The organism is Actinosynnema sp. NPDC053489 (assembly GCF_044544865.1).
In the GTDB taxonomy this organism is placed as follows: Bacteria; Actinomycetota; Actinomycetes; order Mycobacteriales; family Pseudonocardiaceae; genus Actinosynnema.
Window position 1 is genome coordinate 48671 of sequence record NZ_JBITXT010000020.1, and the last position, 20561, is coordinate 69231.

The 20561-nt window shown below is 73.3% G+C and carries 20 protein-coding genes and 1 tRNA gene; 4 read left to right on the forward strand and 17 right to left on the reverse strand.

Annotated features, from left to right (window positions below):
• The first annotated feature begins 44 nt into the window (after positions 1-44).
• Genes ACIGNX_RS32210 through ACIGNX_RS32220 form a run of 3 tightly spaced genes read left to right on the forward strand, consistent with a single transcriptional unit; the run spans position 45 to position 3606 of the window.
• The gene (locus ACIGNX_RS32210; protein ID WP_396544880.1) at positions 45-1322 is read left to right on the forward strand and encodes a sensor histidine kinase; all 1278 of its coding nucleotides are present in this window, start codon (positions 45-47) and stop codon (positions 1320-1322) included.
• Positions 1274-1921, forward strand: coding sequence for a LuxR C-terminal-related transcriptional regulator (locus ACIGNX_RS32215; RefSeq protein WP_396544882.1), 648 nt, complete (start codon positions 1274-1276; stop codon positions 1919-1921). The genes ACIGNX_RS32210 and ACIGNX_RS32215 overlap by 49 nt, the downstream gene beginning before the upstream one ends.
• Positions 1922-1977: 56 nt before the next feature.
• Positions 1978-3606 (forward strand): DUF885 domain-containing protein, encoded by a 1629-nt coding sequence (locus tag ACIGNX_RS32220; RefSeq protein WP_396544884.1) that lies wholly within the window; start codon positions 1978-1980, stop codon positions 3604-3606.
• A 154-nt stretch (positions 3607-3760) separates the two neighbouring features.
• Here ACIGNX_RS32220 and ACIGNX_RS32225 read toward each other — a convergent pair.
• From ACIGNX_RS32225 to ACIGNX_RS32285, 13 genes are all read right to left on the reverse strand, one after another.
• Positions 3761-3834 (reverse strand) — tRNA-Leu (locus ACIGNX_RS32225).
• A gap of 87 nt (positions 3835-3921) precedes the next feature.
• Positions 3922-4992, reverse strand: coding sequence for a SagB family peptide dehydrogenase (locus ACIGNX_RS32230; protein WP_396544886.1), 1071 nt, complete (start codon positions 4990-4992; stop codon positions 3922-3924).
• Positions 4973-6034, reverse strand: a complete 1062-nt coding sequence (locus ACIGNX_RS32235; RefSeq protein WP_396544888.1) for a RimK family alpha-L-glutamate ligase — start codon at positions 6032-6034, stop codon at positions 4973-4975. The genes ACIGNX_RS32230 and ACIGNX_RS32235 overlap by 20 nt, the downstream gene beginning before the upstream one ends.
• 60 nt (positions 6035-6094) lie before the next feature.
• Positions 6095-6217, reverse strand: a complete 123-nt coding sequence (locus tag ACIGNX_RS32240; RefSeq protein WP_267935188.1) for a hypothetical protein — start codon at positions 6215-6217, stop codon at positions 6095-6097.
• A 194-nt stretch (positions 6218-6411) separates the two neighbouring features.
• On the reverse strand, positions 6412-7737 hold the full coding sequence (locus tag ACIGNX_RS32245) for an NAD(P)/FAD-dependent oxidoreductase (protein ID WP_396544890.1): 1326 nt from the start codon (positions 7735-7737) through the stop codon (positions 6412-6414).
• A gap of 170 nt (positions 7738-7907) precedes the next feature.
• Positions 7908-8414 (reverse strand): hypothetical protein, encoded by a 507-nt coding sequence (locus tag ACIGNX_RS32250; RefSeq protein ID WP_396544892.1) that lies wholly within the window; start codon positions 8412-8414, stop codon positions 7908-7910.
• 139 nt (positions 8415-8553) lie between these two features.
• The gene (locus tag ACIGNX_RS32255) at positions 8554-9948 is read right to left on the reverse strand and encodes a DUF58 domain-containing protein (protein ID WP_396544893.1); all 1395 of its coding nucleotides are present in this window, start codon (positions 9946-9948) and stop codon (positions 8554-8556) included.
• Positions 9945-10916, reverse strand: a complete 972-nt coding sequence (locus ACIGNX_RS32260) for an AAA family ATPase (RefSeq protein ID WP_396544895.1) — start codon at positions 10914-10916, stop codon at positions 9945-9947. Before ACIGNX_RS32260 ends, ACIGNX_RS32255 begins: the two co-directional genes overlap by 4 nt.
• The gene (locus ACIGNX_RS32265) at positions 10913-11380 is read right to left on the reverse strand and encodes a hypothetical protein (protein ID WP_396544897.1); all 468 of its coding nucleotides are present in this window, start codon (positions 11378-11380) and stop codon (positions 10913-10915) included. The genes ACIGNX_RS32260 and ACIGNX_RS32265 overlap by 4 nt, the downstream gene beginning before the upstream one ends.
• Entirely contained in the window at positions 11377-12039 is a 663-nt protein-coding gene (locus tag ACIGNX_RS32270; protein ID WP_396544899.1) for a DUF4129 domain-containing protein, read from the reverse strand. Before ACIGNX_RS32270 ends, ACIGNX_RS32265 begins: the two co-directional genes overlap by 4 nt.
• 94 nt (positions 12040-12133) lie before the next feature.
• Positions 12134-12958, reverse strand: coding sequence for a hypothetical protein (locus ACIGNX_RS32275; protein ID WP_396544901.1), 825 nt, complete (start codon positions 12956-12958; stop codon positions 12134-12136).
• Positions 12955-14040, reverse strand: a complete 1086-nt coding sequence (locus tag ACIGNX_RS32280; protein ID WP_396544903.1) for a type IV toxin-antitoxin system AbiEi family antitoxin — start codon at positions 14038-14040, stop codon at positions 12955-12957. The genes ACIGNX_RS32275 and ACIGNX_RS32280 overlap by 4 nt, the downstream gene beginning before the upstream one ends.
• 83 nt (positions 14041-14123) lie before the next feature.
• The gene (locus ACIGNX_RS32285; RefSeq protein WP_396544905.1) at positions 14124-14834 is read right to left on the reverse strand and encodes a uracil-DNA glycosylase; all 711 of its coding nucleotides are present in this window, start codon (positions 14832-14834) and stop codon (positions 14124-14126) included.
• A 30-nt stretch (positions 14835-14864) separates the two neighbouring features.
• Here ACIGNX_RS32285 and ACIGNX_RS32290 point away from each other — a divergent pair, with 30 nt between their 5' ends.
• Entirely contained in the window at positions 14865-16349 is a 1485-nt protein-coding gene (locus ACIGNX_RS32290) for a S10 family peptidase (RefSeq protein WP_396544907.1), read from the forward strand.
• Positions 16350-16702: 353 nt separating this feature from the next.
• Here ACIGNX_RS32290 and ACIGNX_RS32295 read toward each other — a convergent pair whose 3' ends face one another.
• Genes ACIGNX_RS32295 through ACIGNX_RS32310 form a run of 4 tightly spaced genes read right to left on the reverse strand, consistent with a single transcriptional unit; the run spans position 16703 to position 20511 of the window.
• Positions 16703-17698 carry an ABC transporter ATP-binding protein gene (locus ACIGNX_RS32295; RefSeq protein WP_396544909.1) on the reverse strand — a complete coding sequence of 332 codons (996 nt, stop codon included), beginning with the start codon at positions 17696-17698 and terminating at the stop codon, positions 16703-16705.
• A complete protein-coding gene (locus tag ACIGNX_RS32300) occupies positions 17691-18686 on the reverse strand; it encodes an ABC transporter ATP-binding protein (RefSeq protein ID WP_396544911.1) in 996 nt (331 codons plus the stop codon). The genes ACIGNX_RS32295 and ACIGNX_RS32300 overlap by 8 nt, the downstream gene beginning before the upstream one ends.
• Before the next feature lie 9 nt (positions 18687-18695).
• Complete coding sequence (locus tag ACIGNX_RS32305; RefSeq protein ID WP_396544913.1) at positions 18696-19595, reverse strand: ABC transporter permease; 900 nt, start codon at positions 19593-19595, stop codon at positions 18696-18698.
• Positions 19588-20511 (reverse strand): ABC transporter permease, encoded by a 924-nt coding sequence (locus ACIGNX_RS32310; protein ID WP_396544915.1) that lies wholly within the window; start codon positions 20509-20511, stop codon positions 19588-19590. Before ACIGNX_RS32310 ends, ACIGNX_RS32305 begins: the two co-directional genes overlap by 8 nt.
• Between the last annotated feature and the right edge of the window lie 50 nt (positions 20512-20561).

Sequence of the window (20561 nt, forward strand, 5' to 3'; positions counted from 1 at the left end):
TGGGCCCACCGCGCCCGGTGTGGTCTGCCGGAACAATTCCCGCCATGACCGACCACGACCTGGTGCGCGACGCCCGCGACCGGCTGACGCGGGCCGCCCTGGGCCTCGCCCGGGCACCGCTGTCGGTGGCCGGGCTGGCGCTGATCCCGCTCCAGCTCTACGCCTACCCGCTGATCCTGGTGACGGTCGGCGTGCCGTTGCTGCTGCTGTTCACCGCGCTGGCCCGCCGCTACACCGGGTTCTTCCGGCGGTGGGCGGCCGGGGTGCTGCGGGTGGAGATCCCCGCGCCCCACCGGCTGCCCGCCAACCGCGGCCCGATGACCAGGGTCCGCACCATCGCCACCGACCCGGCGACGTGGCGCGACCTGGCATTCCTGCCGGTGAACGCGGTCACCGGCGTGGTGTGCGGCGTGCTGCCGGTCGCGCTGTGGCTCGGCGGCCTGTTCGGGTTCGCCGCGCCCCTGGTCTGGCTGGACCACGGCGACGTCCGGTACGTCGTGATCGGCCACGACACGCCCGGCAACGTCGTGCTCGCGCCGCTGCTGGGCCTCGCCGTGCTGGCCCTGGCCTGGTGGGTCACGCCCCGCGCGACCCGGCTGCACGCCCGGGTGGTCCGGTGGCTGCTCGCGCCCAGCGCCACGACCGCGCTGACCGACCGGGTGCGGGTGCTGGCCGACTCGCGGGCCGACACCGTGGACGCGCAGGCCGCCGAGCTGCGCCGGATCGAGCGGGACCTGCACGACGGCGCGCAGGCCAGGCTGGTGGCGCTCGGCCTGGGCCTGGGCCTGGCCGAGGAGCTGCTGGCCCGCGACCCGGACGCGGCGCGGGAGCTGCTGGCCGAGGCGCGCCGGACGTCCACCGAGGCGCTGGCGGAGCTGCGCGGCCTGGTCCGGGGCATCCACCCGCCGGTGCTGGCCGACCGCGGCCTGGAGGGCGCGTTGCGGGCGCTGGCGCTGGCGCACCCGTTGCCGGTGGAGGTGGACGTGGAGCTGCCCGGGCGGCCGGAGGCGCCGGTCGAGTCGGCGGCCTACTTCGCGGTGGCCGAGACGCTGACGAACGTGGCCAAGCACAGCGGCGCGACCGACGCGTGGGTGCGGGTGCGGCACGAGGGCGGCCGGCTGTCGCTCATGATCGGTGACAACGGGCGCGGCGGCGCGGAGGCCGCCGAGGGCGGCGGGCTGCGCGGGATCGAGCGCAGGCTCGGCGCGTTCGACGGCAGACTCGGCATCGCGAGCCCGGTGGGCGGGCCGACCATCGTGACCATGGAGCTGCCGTGCGAGTTGTCCTCGGTGAAGACCTCGTCCTCCTCCGGGACGGCCTGATCCGGCTCCTGCGCGCCTACGACTTCGACGTGGTGGAGGCGGTCGACTCCGGTCCCGCCCTGCTGCGGGCCCTGGTCGACCACCGCCCGGACGTGGCGGTGGTCGACGTGCGCCTGCCGCCGACGTTCACCGACGAGGGCCTGCGGGCCGCGATCGAGGCCCGCAAGCGCGTGCCCGGCCTGCCGGTGCTGGTGCTCTCCCAGTACGTCGAGCAGCTCTACGCGCGGGAGCTGCTGTCGGACCGCGGCGGCGCGGTGGGCTACCTGCTCAAGGACCGGGTGTCGGACGTCCGGCAGTTCGTGGACGCCATTCGCCGGGTCGCCGCCGGCGGCACCGCGATGGACCCCGAGGTGGTCGACCAGCTGCTCGCCCGCGGCGCGCGGGACCGGCCGCTGGCGACGTTGACGCCGCGCGAGCGGGAAGTGCTCTCGCTGATGGCGGAGGGCCGTTCCAACGGCGCGATCGCCGGGCGGCTGTTCGTCACGGAGAAAGCCGTCGGCAAACACATCGCGAACATCTTCGGCAAGTTGGGCCTGCCGTTGTCCGAGGACGACAACCGGCGGGTGCTCGCGGTGCTCGCTTATTTGGACCGGGTGTAAATCGTTTCTTAGGCTAAGTACCATCTTGGTTTCCACGAGGACCAAGGGGTGCGCTGATGGGCACGACGGCGGAGTTGGCCGGCGAACTGCTCGACCTGATGTTCACGCAGGCGCCGTTGGGCGCGACCGTCTACGGCGTGCCGGGCTACGACCACCTGCTCGCCGACCACCGGGAGGAGACCGAGCAGGCCGCCCGGGCGCGCGCGGTGGACATCGCCGAACGGGCGCGCGCCCTGCCGGCGGACGACGACCCGGTGACGCGCGCGGTGGTCGTGCAGCAGGCCGAGGCGATCGTGGACCAGATCGACGCGCTGGGCGTGGAGTACACGGTCACCGACTCGTTCTTCGCGCCGGCGGGCGAGCTGCTGGCGATCATGCCGACGACCGTGCTGTCCGGGCCGGAGTCCGAGCGGGCCTACCTGGACCGCCTCGCCGGCATCCCCGACTTCCTGCGCCGGGTCGCCGAACGGCACCTCGCGGGCGCGACGGCGGGCCGGCTGCCCGTCCGGCACCTCGTGGACGCCGCCGTGGCGCACCTGGACCGCTACCTGGCGGCCGACGAGGACCCGCTGGCCCGCCCGGCCGGCGGCGAGGCGTTCGCGGCCGAGCGGGAGCGCCTGCTCGCCGAGGTGGTCCGGCCGGCGTTCGCCGCCTACCGGGACGTGGTCGCGGGCCTGGAGGGCCGCCCGTCCGACCGGGCGGGCCTGGGGTGGCTGCCCGGCGGCGAGGCGATGTACGCGGCGCTCGCGCGGGCCCAGACCACGACGAACCGCACGCCCGAGGAGCTGCACCGGACCGGGCTCGACGTGATCGCGGGCCTGGCCGCCGAGTACGCCGAGCTGGGCGGGCGGGTGTTCGGCACGTCCGACGTGGCCGAGGTGCTGCGGCGCATGCGCACCGACGCCGACCTGCGCTGGGGCACCGAGGACGAGCTGATCACCGCCGCCCGCGAGGCCGTGGCCCGGGCCGAGCGGGCCGCGCCGCGGTGGTTCGGCCGGGTGCCCGAGCAGCGCTGTCGGGTCGAGCCGGTGCCCGCCGCCGACGCGCCCGGCGCGCCCATCGCCTACTACTCGCCGCCCTCGGCGGACGGGCTGCGGCCCGGCACGTACTACGCCAACACCCACCGGGTCGAGGAGCGGTTCCGCTACCAGGCGGAGGCCATCGCGTTCCACGAGGCCGTGCCCGGGCACCACTTCCAGATCACGCTGGCGCAGCAGCTCACCGACCTGCCGGTGCTGCGCCGGGTCGCCCACGTGACCGCGTACCTGGAGGGCTGGGGCCTGTACACCGAGCGGCTGGCCGACGAGATGGGCCTGTACTCCGACGACGTGGCCCGGCTCGGCATGCTGGCGATGGACTCGATGCGCGCCGGCCGACTGGTGGTGGACACCGGGCTGCACGCGCACGGGTGGAGCCGCGAGCAGGCCGTCGAGTACCTCTGGGAGAACACGCCGCTGGCGCTGGTCGAGATCGAGAACGAGGTCGACCGGTACATCGCCGCGCCGGGGCAGGCCCTGGCCTACATGGTGGGCCGGCTGGAGATCCTGCGGATCCGCGCGGCGGCCGAGGAGGCGCTGGGCGACCGGTTCGACATCCGCGAGTTCCACGACGTGCTGCTGGGCGGCGGTCCGCTGCCGCTGGCGGTGCTGGACGAGGTCGTCTCGGAATGGGCGCGCACCCGCTGAACCGAGGGGTCACCGGAACGGGCTCCGCGATGCGATTCGCCGGGAACCGGGCGAATCGCATCGCGGGTCCGTTCGGGTGACAACACGACGACCAGGCACGACGCACCGCTCTGCGTTCACCCGACCGACGGGTGACTCAATCCGGCGCCGAACGTGCCCCCGACGGGATTCGAACCCGTACTGTGACTCTTTTAAGGAGCCTGCCTCTACCGGTTGGGCTACGGGGGCAGCGGGGAGCCTAAGCGGTTACCGAGCGTTCGTGGGGCAGGTTCTGAAGAAGTCCCCCGCACGGCTCAATGACATCCGCTATTGCGCTCATTCGGGTAATGGACCCAAGGCGCTCAGACCGAGTACGACTTCGTGATAAGCATCACAGCCGAGAGCGTGTTCGACCAGCTCATCCCGCAATGCTGCGGTGAAGCCGATACCAAAACCCATTGCCGTAGCAACCAGATAAGCCGTTTGGGACAGATGCCCTACGTCCATTTGCACAACACGGTAAGCGCGTGACGTGTCGTAACGCCATCTGGTCCGTTCGAGGACGCCGGTGTACGCGAGGACCAACGGGGCCTGCCCGACCCACTCCTGGTCCCCGGCCGCCGCGGTCATCTCGTCCGGCCCCCACGTCACCCCGATGGGCTCCAGCGCGTGCGCGAGCCCGTCGTAGTGGTACCAACCGGGCTCCAGCGCCTCGACCGACCGCACGTGCGCGTACAGCTCGACCGGGTGCCGACCACCGCCCGACGGGCTGGTCTTGAACACCGTGCCGGACCGCCCGATCCGCGACCGCGCCGGCGACGGGCCGCCCAGCACCGCCAGCAGCTCCGCCACGCGCGTCAGCGGCAGCGGGCCCGGCCCGAAGCCGCGGGTCGTGCGGCGGGCCAGCAGCACGTCCAGCAGGCCCTCGGAGGCCCACTTCCCCGTGCCGTCCAGGCGCGGCAGCAGCACGGCGGTGCGCCCCAGGCTGCGGAACGGCTTCGGCGGCGGCGCGGCGGCCAGCTTGGCGTCCAGCAGCGCGTCGTGCTCCTCGGAGCCCTGGTACGGGGCGTCGGCGAGGGTGCGGCTGGCGAAGTGGAAGTGCCGGGCCGACGCGCCCCAGTCGCGCCACCCGGCGAGCAGCCGGCGCTCCTCCTCGTGCGCAGGCGAGCCCTCGACGATCAGCACGCCCGCCTCGACCAGCTCGTCGAGCACCTGGCGCAGCGCGGCCCGGTCGGCCTCGGCCAGCGGCGCGAGCAGCTCGTCGACGTCGGTGAACGCGGTGAACTTGCGGCACAGCAGCTCGGCGGTCTCGCTGATGGCGAACTGGCGGTGGTGGAGGTAGTCGTCCCACACCACGGCGCCGTCGGAGTAGAACAGCGTCGCGTGCTCAGCGACCTTTACCCGCACCCAGCAGCTCCTTGAAGCGCGCCGCGACCCACTCGTGCACGGCGTCGGACACCCGCGAGTCCTGCGCCCGGTGCTCGAACCACCGCCAGTCGCAGTTGACGTTGACCTCCAGGAACACGTGGTCGCGACCCGTGACCAGCAGGTCGAACGCGGCCACCTGCAACCGCCAGTGCCTGGCCAGCGCGAGCAGCCGGTCGCCCAGGCCGGCCGGCACGTCCACGGGCGTGACGCGGACCGCCTCCGGGTCGACCCACAGCTGCGCCGGGTCGAGCTTGTCGACCTGGAACGCCAGGCACCGCTCGCCCACGACGAACACGCGCAGCTCGGTGTCGGAGGGCACGTACTCCTGCACGATCACCGGCGCGGGCTCGGGCACGTCACCGGAGCGGCTGGTCTCCAGCGGGCGCGGGAACAGGCCGTGCTGCATGCCGGGGCGCGGCTCCAGCAGGTGCCGGCCGGAGGTCTTCACGATGCACCGGCCACCGCCCGGGCGGGTGCGGCCGGGCCGGGTGGTGACGGTGGTGCGCGGCACCCGCAGGCCGAACGCGGCGGCGTCGGCGAGCTGGGTGAGCCGGTTGAGGTGGGCGGTGTTGCGGCTGGGGTTGACGTGCGCCCAGTCACCGCGGCTGGACAGCCACTCGGCGACCGCGCCCCACTGGTCCACGGCGTACGCGCCGGCCAGCGTGCCCGGCTCGTGCGGCAGGGCGGTCAGCTCGAAGTGCCTGCGCCACACCAGCAGCGGGCGCAGCAGCCAGCGGTCCAGCTCCAGCAGCGGCTGGTCGGTGTAGACCGTCAGCGGGAGGTCGGCGGAGCGGTCGGCGTCGATGCGGGCCATCCGGATGCCGCGCTCGGCCAGGGCGATGGAGAGCTCGTTCATCTCCATGTCGGCGGCGCGGGCGAGGACCAGCACGCAGGGCACGGGGCTGCCGTCGCCCTCGTCGACCATGCCGAGGCGGTGCACCTGCTCCTGGAAGTCCAGGCACTTGGGTTGCGACCGGAAGAGGTAGTCCTGGCCTTGGAGCAGCAGCGGGGTGGGTTTCACCGGTCTCGCGGCCTCGGGTGGGGGAACGGTCTCGTTCCCCCACCCGGAGACGCTCATGGCTCAGTCGTCTTTCTTGCTGCAAAAACGCTTTTCGGCGGTGGCGTACTCCGCGGAGTACTCCGCCAGCGCGCGATCCTCGATCTCACCGCGGCGAAGCTGTGCGGCCAGCTCCTCAAGGGACATCGCGGTCACCTCTCTCCCCACTGATGCATCACACATTCAGGCGATGCACCAGCTGTATTCTCGGGTTCACGTTACGCAATGTCAAGGCGACAGGCGACGCATTAGCCCGAACGGGGGCTCAAGGTCAAGGACTCGACCGAACGGCCCCGCGAGCACCGCACCGAACGGCGCAGCGCCCGCGAGACCGGTCGCGGTCAGCTCTTGGTGGCGCGGTCGAACTCGGCCTTCGGGTCGTGGATCTGGCCCAGCGCCACGACCTCGCGGCCCGAGAACAGCGCCTGCGTCCAGTCCACGAACACCCGGAACTTGCGGTTGACCGTCGGCATGAACATGACGTGGTAGCTGCGGTGCATGAACCAGGCGACGACGCCCTTGAACCGCAGGCCGAACACGTCGGCCACGCCCTTGTACAGGCCGAGGCCCGCCACCGAGCCCAGGTACTTGTGGTAGTAGTCCTTCGGCTGCTTGCCGCGCAGCGAGGCCACGATGTTCTTGGCCAGCAGCTTGGACTGGCGGATGGCGTGCTGCGCGTTCGGCACGCAGGTCGCCGTCGGGTCCTCCTCGGTGCGCGAGAGGTCCGGCACGGCCGAGCAGTCACCCGCCGCCCACACCCCGGGCAGGCCCACGACCTGCATGGCCGCCGTGCAGCGGACCCGGCCGCGCTCGTCGAGCGGCAGGTCGGTGTTGCGCAGGACCGGGTTGGCCTTCATGCCCGCGGTCCAGATGATGGTGTCCGAGTCGAACTCGGTGCCGTCGTCCAGGACGACGTGGCCGCCCTCCATGCTCTTCACGCGCGTGTCGAGGTAGCACCTGATGCCGCGCTTCTCGAGCTGCTCGACGGTGTAGACGCCGAGCCGGGCGCTCACCTCGGGCATGATCCGGCTGGTGGCCTCGACCAGGACCCAGTGCATGTCGGACTGCTTGAGGCCCTCGTAGTAGCGCAGCGCGTAGCGGGCCATGTCCTCCAGCTCCGCCAGCGTCTCGATGCCCGCGAAGCCGCCGCCGATGACGACGAAGCTCAGCAGCCTGCGGCGCAGCTCCGGGTCGTTCGTGCTGGCCGCCTGGTCGAGCCGCGACAGCACGTGGTTGCGCAGGTAGATGGCCTCGCCGATGGTCTTCATGCCGATGCCGACCTCGGGCAGGCCCGGGATGGGCAGCGTGCGCGAGATCGCGCCCAGCGCCGAGACGAGCACGTCGTACTCGTACTCCTCGACGTGGCCGTCGGCCAGCTCGACCGTGACGGCCTTGCGCTCGTGCTCGACGCGGGTGGCGCGGCCGGTGACGACGTGGCAGCGCTTGAGGACCTTGCGCAGGGGCACGACGACGTGGCGCGGCTCGATGGAGCCGGCCGCCGCCTCGGGGAGGAACGGCTGGTAGGTCATGTGCGGCTGGGGGTCGATCACCGTGACGGACGCCTCGCCGGAACGCAGCTTCTTCTGCAATCCCAGCGCGGTGTACATGCCGACGTACCCACCGCCGACAATCACGATCCGTGTGGGTTGCGACTTCACAGCAGCCATACACACATGGTCGCACCGCGAAGGGCTTTCCGGCGCATCGAGCGGGCCCGTTGTGACCACGGTCGCCGGGTGATTGCGGACACGCGGGCGCTGACCTGCGCCTGTGGGTGAACGCCCTGAGAGGAACGATCCAGACGCTCAGCTCGCGCTGAGGTCGGAGGGCCCGTTCCTCAGCCTTTCCGGCGCATCAGCAGGACCGTTCCGACGACCAGCCCGAGGGCGCACGCGAGGCCCGCCACCTCGACCGCTTCGTCCGTTCGGCCGCCCGGCAACAGGAGTACCACGATCGCGAGGGCGAGCACGGAGAGTTGAACAACGGCGAACCTCTTGGCGGGTGCCTTTAGTGCGTCCAGGTGAACGCGTGAGCCGATCGGGATCACCGCCGCATAAGCGGACAGAACGTGCAGGAGGTGCAAAAGGACGACGAGCGCGAGGACGCCGGGCCACGACGGCTCGTCGCCCACGAACACGACCGCCACCGCCGGGTACCCGACGACCAACCCGACCGCGGCCGATGCCGGGATCGCCACCGCCGCCACGACCAGCAGCGCGTACAGGGCCAGCGCGGGCCACTCGACCCCGTTGACCGCGAGCACCGCCGCCGCGCCGGCCGCCACGACCCCGACCGCCGCCCGCAGCACCCACGCCGGCAGCCCGGCGCCCAGCTCGACCCTCACCGCTCCCCCACCTCCCGAACGCGGAACCCGGGGGTCGCGACCGTTCGACACCCGCGTCCCGGGCGTTCGACACCCGCGTGTGTCGAACACCCGGGTCCCGTGTGTCGAACACCCAGGACCCCCGAGTTCGCCGTTCGCGTCACCTCGACACCCTCCTGGCGGTCCGCGCGGCACGCAGGACGCCCGCGACCGGCGCGCCCCACGGCAGCACCGCCACCCCGTGCTGCCGCATCGCCTCCAGCCGCACGTCGTGCTCCAGCCGGATCACCCGCAGCGCGGCCTCGCCCCACGGCGTCTCCCGGTCCGCCCGCAACGCCGACGGCAGCACGTCCACCGCCAGCACGAGGTTGCCCCGCCGCGCCGCGTGCACGGCCAGCTCCACCACCTCGGCGTCCAGGAACGGCGACAGCACCACCACCAGCGCGCCGTGCGGCACCTGCTCGGGCCGCAGCACGGGCCGCTGCGCCCACCCGGCCGACCGCGCGCACACCACGAGCTGGTTGCGCAGCCGCAGCAGCTGCCGCCGCCCCGCGCCCGCCCGCGCCCCGAGCTGCGGCCGGCCGAGGTCGACCAGCGCCACCCGGTCGCCCTGCCGCAGGTAGCCCGCCGCCAGCGACGCCGCCGCCCGCACGGCCACGTCGAGGCTGCCGCCCGGCCGGACCGTCGTGCCGCGCGAGGCCAACGACCAGTCGCCCAACGACCGCCCGGGTGCCCGACCGGCCACCGGCCGCGCCGGCGTGGCCCACTCGCCCAGCTCCGCGCCCACGTCCAGCCGCGTGTCCAGGGCCAGCACGACGTCCGCGTCGGCCTCCGCGTGGTGCTCGCGGACGTGCAGGTTCGTGCCCTCCGCGCCCGCGGCGGCCACGCGCAGCGACACCCGCCAGTCGATCCGCCGCAGCCGGTCGCCCGGCTGGAACGCCCGGATGTCGCGCAGCTCCACCGAGTCGCCCGGCCGCCGGGCCCGGTGCGCGCCGACCAGGCCGACGGCCCGCGCCGGCAGCAGCCCGGCGGGCAGCGCCTCCACCGGCGGCAGGATCACCCGGCCGCGCTCGGGCGCCGTCACGGGGCCGTGCACGAACAGCGCGTCCGGCCCGGCCACCAGGTGGTCCGGCCGCAGGTCGACGCCCTCGCCCCACGCGTCGCGCCGCAGCACGACCTCGATCTCGCGCGCCGCCGCGGGCAGCAGGTGCACCGGGCCGATGCCCTCGCCGACACCCGGCAGCCGGATCGCCAGCACCTCCGCCCCCGGCCCCGGCTCCACCTCGACCACGGACTTCGCCGCGCCGACCTCCCCGGTGCGGGGCAGGCCCCGCACCCGGACCACCGGCGTGCCGCCGACCGGCGTCACCAGGGCGAGCAGCGTCGAGACCAGCAGCGGCGCGCCGAGGAACACCAGCGCGACCTCGTGCGCCAGCGCCCCGAGCACCACCATGCCGAGGCCCAGCACCAGGCCGCGCACCAACGCGTCCGTGGGGTGCCAGTGCGCGCCGCGCCCGCTGGTCAGCGCCTCGCGCAGCCGTTGCCCGCGGCTCACGGGCGGGCGCTCGCGGGACCCGCCACCCGGCCCAGCAGCTCCGTCACGACCTCCACGCCGGTGAGGCCGGACGTCCACGTCTCCGGGCGGAGCGTGAGCCGGTGCGCCAGCGCGGGCACGGCGCACTCCTTGACGTCCTCGGGCAGCACGAAGTCCCGACCGTCCAGCACCGCCAGGGCCCGACCCACCAGCACCAGCGCCTGCGCCCCGCGCGGTGACGCCCCGACCTCCACGGCGCCGTGCGAGCGGGTCGCGGCCGCCAGGTCCACGCAGTACCGCAGCACGTCGTCGTCCACGGCGACCCGCTCGACGCCGCGCTGCAACCGCCGCAGCCGGTCGGCGTCCAGCACCGGTTCGACCTCGGTCTCCTCGCGCTGCCGCACGAGCCTGCGGCGCAGCACCTCGACCTCCTCGTCGGGCGGCGGGTAGCCGACGTCCAGCCGCAGCAGGAACCGGTCGAGCTGCGCCTCCGGCAGCGGGTAGGTGCCCTCGTACTCCACCGGGTTCGCGGTCGCCAGCACGTGGAACGGCCGCGGCAGCGGGAACGTGCGGCCCTCGACCGTCACCTGCCGCTCCTGCATGGCCTCCAGCAGCGCGGACTGCGTCTTGGGCGGCGTGCGGTTGATCTCGTCGGCCAGCAGCAGGCCGGTGAACAGCGGGCCCTCGCGGAAGGTGAAGCCGCGGTCGCCCGGGTTGTAGAGGAACGAGCCGGTGACGTCGGCGGGCAGCAGGTCGGGCGTGCACTGCAGGCGCTTGAAGTCGAGCTTCAACGCCTGCGCCAGCGACCGCGCCATCAACGTCTTGCCCAGGCCGGGCACGTCCTCCAGCAGCACGTGCCCGCCCGCGAGGATCGCCGCCAGCGCCAGCCGCAGCGACCGCTCCCGGCCGACGACCACCGCGCCGACGGCGGCCAGCACGGCCTTCGCCTCGGCCGCGATCGTCTCGACCCCCGGTTCGTCCGTGGTCACAGCTCCTCCAACAGTTCGGCGAGCCTCCGGGGCTCGGGCAGCGGCGCTCTCGGGTCGGTGAGCAGCCGGTGCAGCTCGTCGCCGAGCACGGCACGGGCCGCGGGGTCGTGCAGGTCGGGGATGCCGTGCGCCTGCCGCAGCCGGGCCTCGGCGAGCCGGCGCAGCCGGGGCTGGACGCGGTTGACGAACCGGTCCTGGTCGACGGCGGCCTCGGCGAGGCGACTCGCCAGCGTGCTGGCCTGCGCGGACGTGGCGGTGGAGATCGTCGCGGGGCGCGGTGCCCACAGCACGTCGGTGGCGCGCGGCAGGCGTGCGACGAGCATCGCCAACCCGCCGACGGGCAGCCCGAGCAGGACGGCCCACGGCCACGGCGCGCCCACGCGGACCAGCACCAGCGCCGTGCCGGCCGCGACGGCGACCGCCAGCGCCACCGCGCGCCCCATGCCGCCGACGAGCGGGGTCACCGCAGGTCCCGCACGATCCGGGCCAACGCCTCGGTGGCGGTGCGGGCGTCGTCCGCCGTCACCTCGACCGCCCCGAACCGGGCCCGCTGGTAGGTGCGGCGCAGGGTGCCGGCCGCGTCCTCGTCCACGTGGTAGCGGCGCAGCAGGTCGCCGGTGAACTCGGTGGCCGTCTGGTGGCCCTGGCGGGGCGCGCCGCTGTCCTGCGCGGCCCGTTCGAGGGACAGCCAGGCGGCGATCACGGCGTCGCCGGGCGGGCCGTTCACGTGGCCGCGCAGCTCGGCCAACGCCTCGGCGGCGCGCCGGACCAGGACGGGCGGCGGCGTCGCGCGCTCCTCGGGCAGGTCGGGCGCGTCGACCGCGGTGCCGACCCCGCGCCGCCGCCGGGACCGGAACACGGCCAGGGACACCAGCAGCGACACCACCCCGATCACCGCGACGGCGATGGCGACGACCAGGAAGACCAGCAGCGACCCGGCCGCCGCGGAACCGCCGATCTCGGGCTCCAGCGAGGGCACCGACTGCGTCGTGACCGCCAGGGCGGGCTCGTCGGGGTCCGCCGTGCGGTCCGCGTACCGGACCGGCGACGTGCCGCGGGCCGCGAGGGCGATGAGCACGAGCGCCGACCCGACCGCGAGGGCGAGCGCGAGCCGGGGCTTCATGGGCTCAAGGATGCCCGCCGCCCGGGCCCGGTGCGGGCGATTCGCCCAGAACACCGGGCCCTCCCGAAAACGCGGGCGTGGTGAACGCTCCGGGCTAACCCGTGCGGTTCTCGCGCTCGAACTCCCGGAGCAAGTCGTCGACCAGGACGACCGCGGACGCCTTGATCTCGTCGGGATCACCGAAACCGGCCTCGGCGTCGGCGGCGAGCACCGGCAGCACGTCCTCCGGCCGCGCCGCGAGCACCCGGAGCTCCTTCACCGCCCGTTCCACCACCGCGGCCGACAGCGGGTCCGAGGCCAAGACCGACAGGTCCAGGGCCAACCGCTCCGTCTCCACGGCGCGGAGCAGGCGGAGCACGTCGAGCCCGTCCTTCGGCTTGAGCCGGTGCGGTTGGTCGCGCCGTTCCGCGATCTTGACCACCTTCGACGCGATGAGCGCGGCGGGGCCGGCCACCTTGATGCCGAACGACCGCCGGTCGCCGCCGTCCAGGGACCTGATCACGTGGAGCTCGTTGTCCACGATCGCCGGTTCCAGCCCGAACGTCCGGCGCGCGGTCGCCTTGGCGTCGTGCGGTGGGCGGAGGTGGGCGGACCGCCTCCCCCCTGAGCCGCTGAGCGCTTCGGGCGCCATCAGGTCCACGGCGATGTCACCGCGTCCGAGCCAGATCCCGGGTTGACCACCCGGGACGAACCCGGCGGCACGCATGGCGTCCACGATCGAGGGCTCGTCGGCGAGCCGGTCGGGGATCAGCGCCAGGTCCGAGTCGGTGGTGGTCGGCGGGGTGACGAAGTCGGCGTCACCCGCGTGCAGGTAGACCGCTTGCGCGCCCACGAGCACCACCGCATCGCGGTGTGCGCCGAGCCCGTCGAGGGCGTCCAGCAGCACGGAGCGTGCCTTGACGTATTCCTGCGGGATCACGACACCCAATCTCGATCATCGGCGCCGAGCGCGGACATGAGCTGCTCGGCTTCTTCGCTCGACCGGCCCGGCCCGGTCAGGAGGTCCGCGACCACCTGCGCGGGCGGGGCCAGGGTCATCCCGTTGACGACCCGGGACTTCGCGTGCACCACCTCGTCGTACGGTCTCATGACGATGACGTTCGCCCCGCGGTCGACTTTTCTCAGGCGCAACCGCTCCATGAGGCCGATCGGGTCTTCCGCGTACAAGCTCAACGAAACCAGGGGTGACACCGGCGTGACGCCGTCCGGGAGATAGGCGCGCGCCGCCGCGGACCCCGTCACGGCGACGCGCGCCCCTGCCGTCGACAAGGCGCCGAGCGCGTGGTTCAGCCCTCGCGGGTCCAGCGCGGTCACCACGTCGTTCGAGTTCATCACCCGGTAGTCCCGGGTCCAGCGCTCGATCAGCGCCCGTCTGCGGACGGCGGTGACCGAGCCGTGCCCCTCGCGATCGATGACCGCTTCCCGATCCAGCAGTTCGAGGACCCTCGCGCTCGTCGCGGCACCGACGCCCGCCCGGTCGGCGAGGTCCCGGACGCCGATCGGGAGCGCGGCCTCGCACAGCTCCAGGACCACCTTCGCGGCCGCCGGGCCCCGCAGCGACTTGAGCAACCGGTCCGCCGGATCCCGCTGCCCACCGCGATCCGCCCCCACGCGGTCGAGGAACACCGCGTGCCCGTCCAGGCGGAGGCGGAGGTTGCCGGTGGCGTCGAACCACCCCGTGCCGAGCCGGTCCAGGTGGGCGCGGGTCGTCGGGGAGACGAACGGCGCGGCCAACACCGCCCCCTCCACCCGCCGACCGGCCCGTGCCGCCGCGTCGGCGTACCGCTGCAGCTGCTTGTCCACCAGCGCGACATCACGAGGAGCGACAACGCCCTTGCACTCCACGAGCACCCTCGCCTCCTCCCCGCCGGGAGAGGTGAGGGTGATCAGGGCATCCGGCCGGGCCCCGCCGAACGACGGTCGTCGCTCCACGGTGATCGACCACGTCGGCGGCAACGCGGAACGGAGGGCTTGCTCGAACGACGGCAGCAGATCCGCCACCGCTGCCGTTCCACCTTTAGCATTGTTCCGCGACACCTGGAACAGGTTAGTTTGCGGAACAGCGGCACGCTACCTCACCGTGGTCACCCGATGGTGGTCAGTCCGGCCGCCGCGCCGGCCGCCCGCAGCACGTCCCGCAGCATCGGCTGGGTCAGCTTGCCGGTGAACGTGTTCTGCTGGCTGACGTGGTAGCAGCCGAACAGGTGCAGCGGCTCGCCGCCGTCCCGCGCGGGCAGCGCGTAGCGCACGCCGTGCCCGAACACCGGCCGCGGGCGGGGCACCTGCCAGCACGCGGCCAGCACCGGCAGCGCCGCCTGCCACCCGAACGCGCCCAGCACCAGCACCGCCCGCAACGTCGGCCGCAGCAGCTCCAGCTCCCGGACCAGCCACGGGCGGCAGTTGTCGCGCTCCTGCGGGGTCGGCTTGTTCTCCGGCGGCGCGCACTTCACCGGGGCCGTGATGCGGGTGCCGATCAGCTCCAGCCCGTCGCCGATGCGGGTGGCCGTCGGCTGCGTCGCCAGGCCGACCGCGTGCATCGCCGCGTAGAGGAAGTCGCCCGACCGGTCGCCGGTGAACATCCGGCCGGTCCGGTTGGCCCCGTGCGCGGCGGGTGCCAGGCCGATGATCGCCAGCGACGCGTCCGCCGGGCCGAACCCCGGCACCGGGCGCCCCCAGTACACCTGGTCCCGGAACGCCGCCCGCTTCACCCGCGCGACCTCCTCGCGCCACGCCACCAGCCGCGGGCAGGCCCGGCACTCGGTGACGCGTTCGTCAAGAGTGGAAAGGGTGCGCACCGGTGACGGCTCCGATCGTAGAGTTCGACCATGACAGACAAGGACAACGGCGACGAGCAGGCCGCCAAGGACAACGGCGACGAGAACGACCTCCCTGCCGACGACCTCGTCACCACCCAGCACAGCATCACCGTCAAGCGGCGCAAGCTGAACTACACCACGACCACCGGTCGGGTGGTGCTGCGCCAGGAGGTGCTGACCGAGGGCAAGTTCGACGGCCACCTGCCGAAGGCCGAGGTCTTCGTCACCGCGTACACCCTCGACGGCGCGGACCCGGCGAAGCGGCCCGTGACGTTCGCGTTCAACGGCGGCCCGGGGTCGTCCAGCGTGTGGCTGCACCTGGGGCTGCTCGGGCCGCGCCGGGTGGTGTCCGGCGACGTCGGTGCCCTCACGCCGCCGCCCTACGACCTGGTCGACAACGCCGAGACGCTGCTCGCGCACAGCGACCTGGTGTTCATCGACCCGGTGTCGACGGGGTACTCGCGGGCGGTGAAGGGCGAGAAGCCCGGGCAGTACCACGGCTTCCAGGGCGACCTCGAGTCGGTCGGCGAGGTGATCCGCCTGTGGACCTCGCGCAACGGGCGGTGGATGTCGCCGAAGTTCCTGGCGGGCGAGTCGTACGGGACCACGCGCGCGGCCGGGTTGGCCGACTACCTCCAGACCCGGTACGGCATGTACCTGAACGGGCTGATGCTGATCTCGTCCGTGCTCGACTTCACCACGCTGGACTTCAGCGAGGGCAACGACCTGCCGCACACGTTGTTCCTGCCGACCTACGCGGCGATCGCGCACTACCACGGGCTGCACGGGACGCGGTCGCTGGAGGACGTGCTGGCGGACGCGGAGGACTTCGCCTCGCGCGACTACCCGTGGGCGCTGGCGCGCGGCAACCGGCTGTCCACCGAGGAGCGCGCGGCGGCGGTCGCGCGGCTGGCGGCGTTGACGGGGCTGAGCGAGGACTACGTCGACAGGGTGAACCTGCGGATCGAGCACGTGCGGTTCTTCACCGAACTGCTGCGGTCCGAGCGCAAGGTCGTGGGTCGGTTGGACTCGCGCTTCACCGGGCCGGAGGCCGATCACGGGCGGGAGCACTTCAGCCAGGACCCGTCGTACTCGGCGATCCTCGGGCCGTACACGGCGGCGCTGAACCACTACGTGCGGGCGGAGCTGGCGTACGAGAACGACCTGCCGTACGAGATCCTGACGATGAACGTGCGGCCTTGGTCGTACAAGGAGTTCGAGGGCACGCACGTGACCGTGGCGGACAAGCTGTCGGCCGCGATGCGCGCCAACCCGCACCTGCGCGTGCACATCGCCTACGGGTACCTGGACGGTGCCACGCCGTACTACGCGGCCGAGCACGTGGTCGCGCACCTGCAGATCCCGGAGGAACTGCACGCCAACATCGAGGCGGCCTACTACCCCGCCGGGCACATGATGTACGTGCACGAGCCTTCGCGGGTGCGGCAGTCGAAGGACCTGGCCGCCTTCGTCCAGTCCGCCTCGAACCGGTAGGTGGCCCACTGGGTGGCGCGGCGCTGAGTGTGGATCACCCGGTCGTGCGATGGCCGTTGGGGATCAATGTCATCGCCGAATGCGTTGCCGGGATATGAGGAGGCGGCGCACGGCGGGGAGGTGTGGGTAGGCGGGCACGGACCTGTGCCCGCTGCGGGCCGGACGGTGGTGGGTCGGGCTCGTGGCGGGCACAGGCGGCGGCACAGGCGGCGCGGGAAAGCATCGGGGCGGGAGCGGGAACGAAGCGGGCGGGAACGCAGCGGGACGGGAACGCAGCGGGACGGAAGCGGGGCGGGAGCGCAGCGGCGCGGGAGCAGCGGCGCGGGAGCAGGGCGGCGCGAGCGCACCGGGGGTTAGGGGACGACCGGGCGTTCCTCGGGGAAGTGGCAGGCGCTCGGGTGGGACCCCAGCCTCGTGACCAGCGGTGGTTCGGTGGTGCCGCACAGGTCGGCCGCCTTCCAGCACCGGGTGCGGAAGCGACAGCCCGTCGGGGGGTCCACCGGGGACGGGACGTCGCCCGTCAGGCGGATCACGTCGCGGCGGCCCCGGCGGGTCGGGTCGGCGACCGGGACGGCCGACAGCAGGGCCTGGGTGTACGGGTGGGTCGGGTGCTCGTAGATCTCCTCCTCCGTGCCGATCTCGACGATCTTGCCGAGGTACATGACCGCGACCCGGTCGGACAGGTGGCGGACCACCGACAGGTCGTGCGCGATGAACACGTAGGCCAGGCCGAACTCGTCCCGCAGCTCCGCCAGCAGGTTCATCACCTGCGCCTGGATCGACACGTCCAGCGCCGACACCGGCTCGTCGCACACGATCAGCTTCGGCCGCAGCGCCAGCGCCCGCGCGATCCCGATCCGCTGCCGCTGCCCGCCCGAGAACTGGTGCGGGTAGCGGTTGAGGTGTTCCGGGTTCAGGCCGACCACCTCGAGCAGCTCGCGCACCCTCCCGGCCCGCGACCCGCGCGGCGCGGCCTCGGGGTGGATCTCGAACGGCTCGCCGACGATGTCGCCCACCGTCATCCGCGGGTTCAGCGACGTGTACGGGTCCTGCAGCACGACCTGCATGTCCCGCCGCCACCGCCGCAGCGCCGCGCCCCGCAGCGAGAACACCGGCTCGCCCTCGAACAACGCCGTGCCGGACGTCGGCGGCTCCAACCGCATCAGCACCTGCGCCAACGTCGACTTGCCGCACCCGGACTCGCCGACCACCCCGAGCGTCTCCCCCGCCCGCAACGCGAACGACACCCCGTCGACCGCCCGCACGTGCCCGACGGTCCGCCGGAACACCACCCCGCGCGTCACCGGGAAGTGCTTCACCAGCTCCCGCACCTCCAGCAGCTCAGCCACCGACGACCTCCCCCGCACCACCGACGACCTCCTCCGCGAAGTGGCACGCGCTGGTCCGCCCGCCACCGAGTCGCACGTCGGGCGGCACGCGCGTGGCGCACACGTCCTCCGCCCGCGGGCACCGGGGGTGGAACGGGCAGCCCGGCGGCACCCGCAGCAGGCTGGGCGGCAGCCCGCGGATCGTCTCCAGCGCGCCGCCCTTGGCGTCCAGCCGCGGCAGGGAGCGCATCAGGGCCGCCGTGTACGGGTGGCCGGGCGAGCGGAACAGCGACACCGCGTCGGCCTGCTCCACGACCCGCCCCGCGTACATCACCACGATCCGGTCGGCGACCTCCGCGACCACGCCCAGGTCGTGCGTGATCAGCACCAGCCCCATCCGCCGCTCCCGCTGGACCTCCGCGAGCAGGTCCATGATCTGCGCCTGCACGGTCACGTCCAGCGCCGTCGTGGGCTCGTCGGCGATCAGCACCTCGGGGTCGAGCGCCAGGGCCATCGCGATCATCGCCCGCTGCCGCATGCCGCCGGAGAACTGGTGCGGGTACTCGCGGACGCGTTGCCGGGCCGCCGGTATCCGCACGAGGTCCAGCAGCTCGACCGCCCGGGCCCGCGCCTGGGCCCTCGTCAGGCCGCGGCGCAGCCGGAGCTGCTCCTCGATCTGGAACCCGACCGTGAACACGGGGTTCAGCGCGGACAGCGCGTCCTGGAAGATCATCGCCACGCCCTCGGCGCGGACGGCCCGCCGCCGCTGCGGGGTGGCCGACAGCAGTTCCTCGCCGCGGAACCGCACGGAGCCGCGCGTGACGAACGCGGGCGGGCTGTCCAGGATGCCCATCACCGCCTGCGCGGTGACGCTCTTGCCCGACCCGGACTCGCCGAGCACGGCCAGCGTCTCGCCGGGCGAGACGTGGTAGCTGACGCCGTTGAGGACGCGCGCCACGCCGTCGCGGGTGCGGAACTCGACGTGCAGGTCCTCGACCTCCAGCAGCACGGTCGCCTCCTAGCGGAGCTTCGGGTCGAGGGCTTCGCGCACGGCGTCGCCCAGCATCACGAACGCCAGCACGGTCGCGGTGAGGAAACCGGCCGGGAACAGCAGCGCGTGCGGGGCGACGCGCACGTAGTCCTTGGCGCTGTTGATCATCACGCCCCAGGACACGACGGGTTGGCGCAGGCCGATGCCGAGGTAGGACAGGGTGGCCTCCGCGCCGATGAACGCGCCCAGCGCGATCGTCGCGTAGACGAGCACGGGTGCGACGCAGTTGGGCAGCAGGTGCTTGCCGATGATCCGCCGCGGTGACGCGCCCAGCGCCCGCGCCGCCTTGACGTAGTCCTGCTGCTTGGCCGCGATCGCGGTGGACCGGGTGATGCGCATCGCCACCGGCCACGACAGCACGGAGATCGACAGCACGACCTGGGCCACGATGCGGGCCGGTCCGGCGTCGCCGCCCGGGTTGAGCGTGGTGAGGATGACGATCGCGCCGAGCACGAACGGCACGCCGACGAACACGTCGGCGACGCGCGAGACGACGGCGTCGAGCAGGCCGCCGTGGAAGCCGGCCAGCAGGCCGACGGTCGCCCCGGTCAGGACGACGCCGATCGTGGACAGCACCCCGACGACGACCGACGCCCTGGTGCCGTGCACGACCCGGGCGTAGACGTCGTACCCCTGGTTGTCGTACCCGAACCAGGCCGCCGCCGACGGCCCGCCGCGGGACCGGGACAGCAGGGCCTCGTTCGGGTCGCCGGAGGTGAACAGCGCGGGGAACGCCGCCATCAGCAGCACGAGCGCGATCATCGCCAGCGAGGCCCAGAACAGGAGTCGCCGCCGCAGGGCGTGCCAGGCGTCGCCGAACAGCCCGCGGGGTCGGTCCGCCACGAGGACGGCGACCTGGTCACTCATAGCGGATCCTCGGGTCCAGGACCGCGTACAGCAGGTCCACCAGCAGGGTCGTCACCAGGTACACCAGCACCAGCACGGTCACCACGCCCGTCACCATCGCGCCGTCCTTGGTCAGGATCGACCGGAACACGAGCCCGCCCACGCCGGGCACGTTGAAGATCCCCTCGGTGACGATCGCCCCGCCCAGGAACGCGCCGAGGTCCGTGCCGAGGAACGTGAGCACCGGGATCAGGGAGTTGCGCAGCAGGTGCACGCCGACGACCCGGCGCGGCGGCAGCCCCTTCGCCAGCGCCGTGCGCACGTAGTCGGCGCGCCGGTTCTCCGCGATGCTCGCGCGGGCCAGCCGCGCCACGTAGGCCATGGAGAGGCTGGCCAGCACGAAGCCGGGCACGAGGAGGTTGCCGAACGACGGCGTGGTCACCGTGGGGGCGATCCACCCGAGTTGGAGGCCGAGCACGAGCTGCACGGTGTACCCGGTGACGAACACCGGGATGGAGATCAGGAACAGCGTCGACACCAGCACGAGGCTGTCGAGGAACCCGCGGCCGCGCAGGCCCGACACGACGCCGGCGGTGACGCCGATGACGGCCTCGACCAGCAGCGCGACCAGGGCGAGCTTCAGCGTCACCGGGAACGTCGCCGCGATGCGGTCCACCACCCGCACCCCGGAGGAGGTGACGCCGAAGTCGCCGCGGACCAGGTTCACCAGGTACTCCCAGTACTGGACGGGCAGCGGGTCGTCGAGGTGGAACCGCTCGCGCATCGCCGACACGTAGGAGGCGGGGCAGTCGCGCTCGCCGCACTTGCCCTCGAACGGGTCGCCCGGCACCGCCCACACCAGTGCGTAGATCAGGAACGTGGTGCCGACGAACACCGGCACCATCTGCAGCAGCCTGCGCAGCGCGTACCGCCCCAACGGTCACTCCCCTCGGCCGGGGCCGGCCCGGGCGCGACCCGGGCCGGCCG

Excerpts from the sequence above, each read along its gene's own strand:
- ACIGNX_RS32305 (WP_396544913.1), bottom strand. The coding sequence starts at position 19,595 with ATGAGTGACCAGGTCGCCGTCCTCGTGGCGGACCGACCCCGCGGGCTG.
- ACIGNX_RS32290 (WP_396544907.1), top strand. The coding sequence starts at position 14,865 with ATGACAGACAAGGACAACGGCGACGAGCAGGCCGCCAAGGACAACGGC.
- ACIGNX_RS32240 (WP_267935188.1), bottom strand. The coding sequence starts at position 6,217 with ATGTCCCTTGAGGAGCTGGCCGCACAGCTTCGCCGCGGTGAGATCGAG.
- ACIGNX_RS32245 (WP_396544890.1), bottom strand. The coding sequence starts at position 7,737 with ATGGCTGCTGTGAAGTCGCAACCCACACGGATCGTGATTGTCGGCGGT.
- ACIGNX_RS32210 (WP_396544880.1), top strand. The coding sequence starts at position 45 with ATGACCGACCACGACCTGGTGCGCGACGCCCGCGACCGGCTGACGCGG.
- ACIGNX_RS32270 (WP_396544899.1), bottom strand. The coding sequence starts at position 12,039 with ATGAAGCCCCGGCTCGCGCTCGCCCTCGCGGTCGGGTCGGCGCTCGTG.
- ACIGNX_RS32220 (WP_396544884.1), top strand. The coding sequence starts at position 1,978 with ATGGGCACGACGGCGGAGTTGGCCGGCGAACTGCTCGACCTGATGTTC.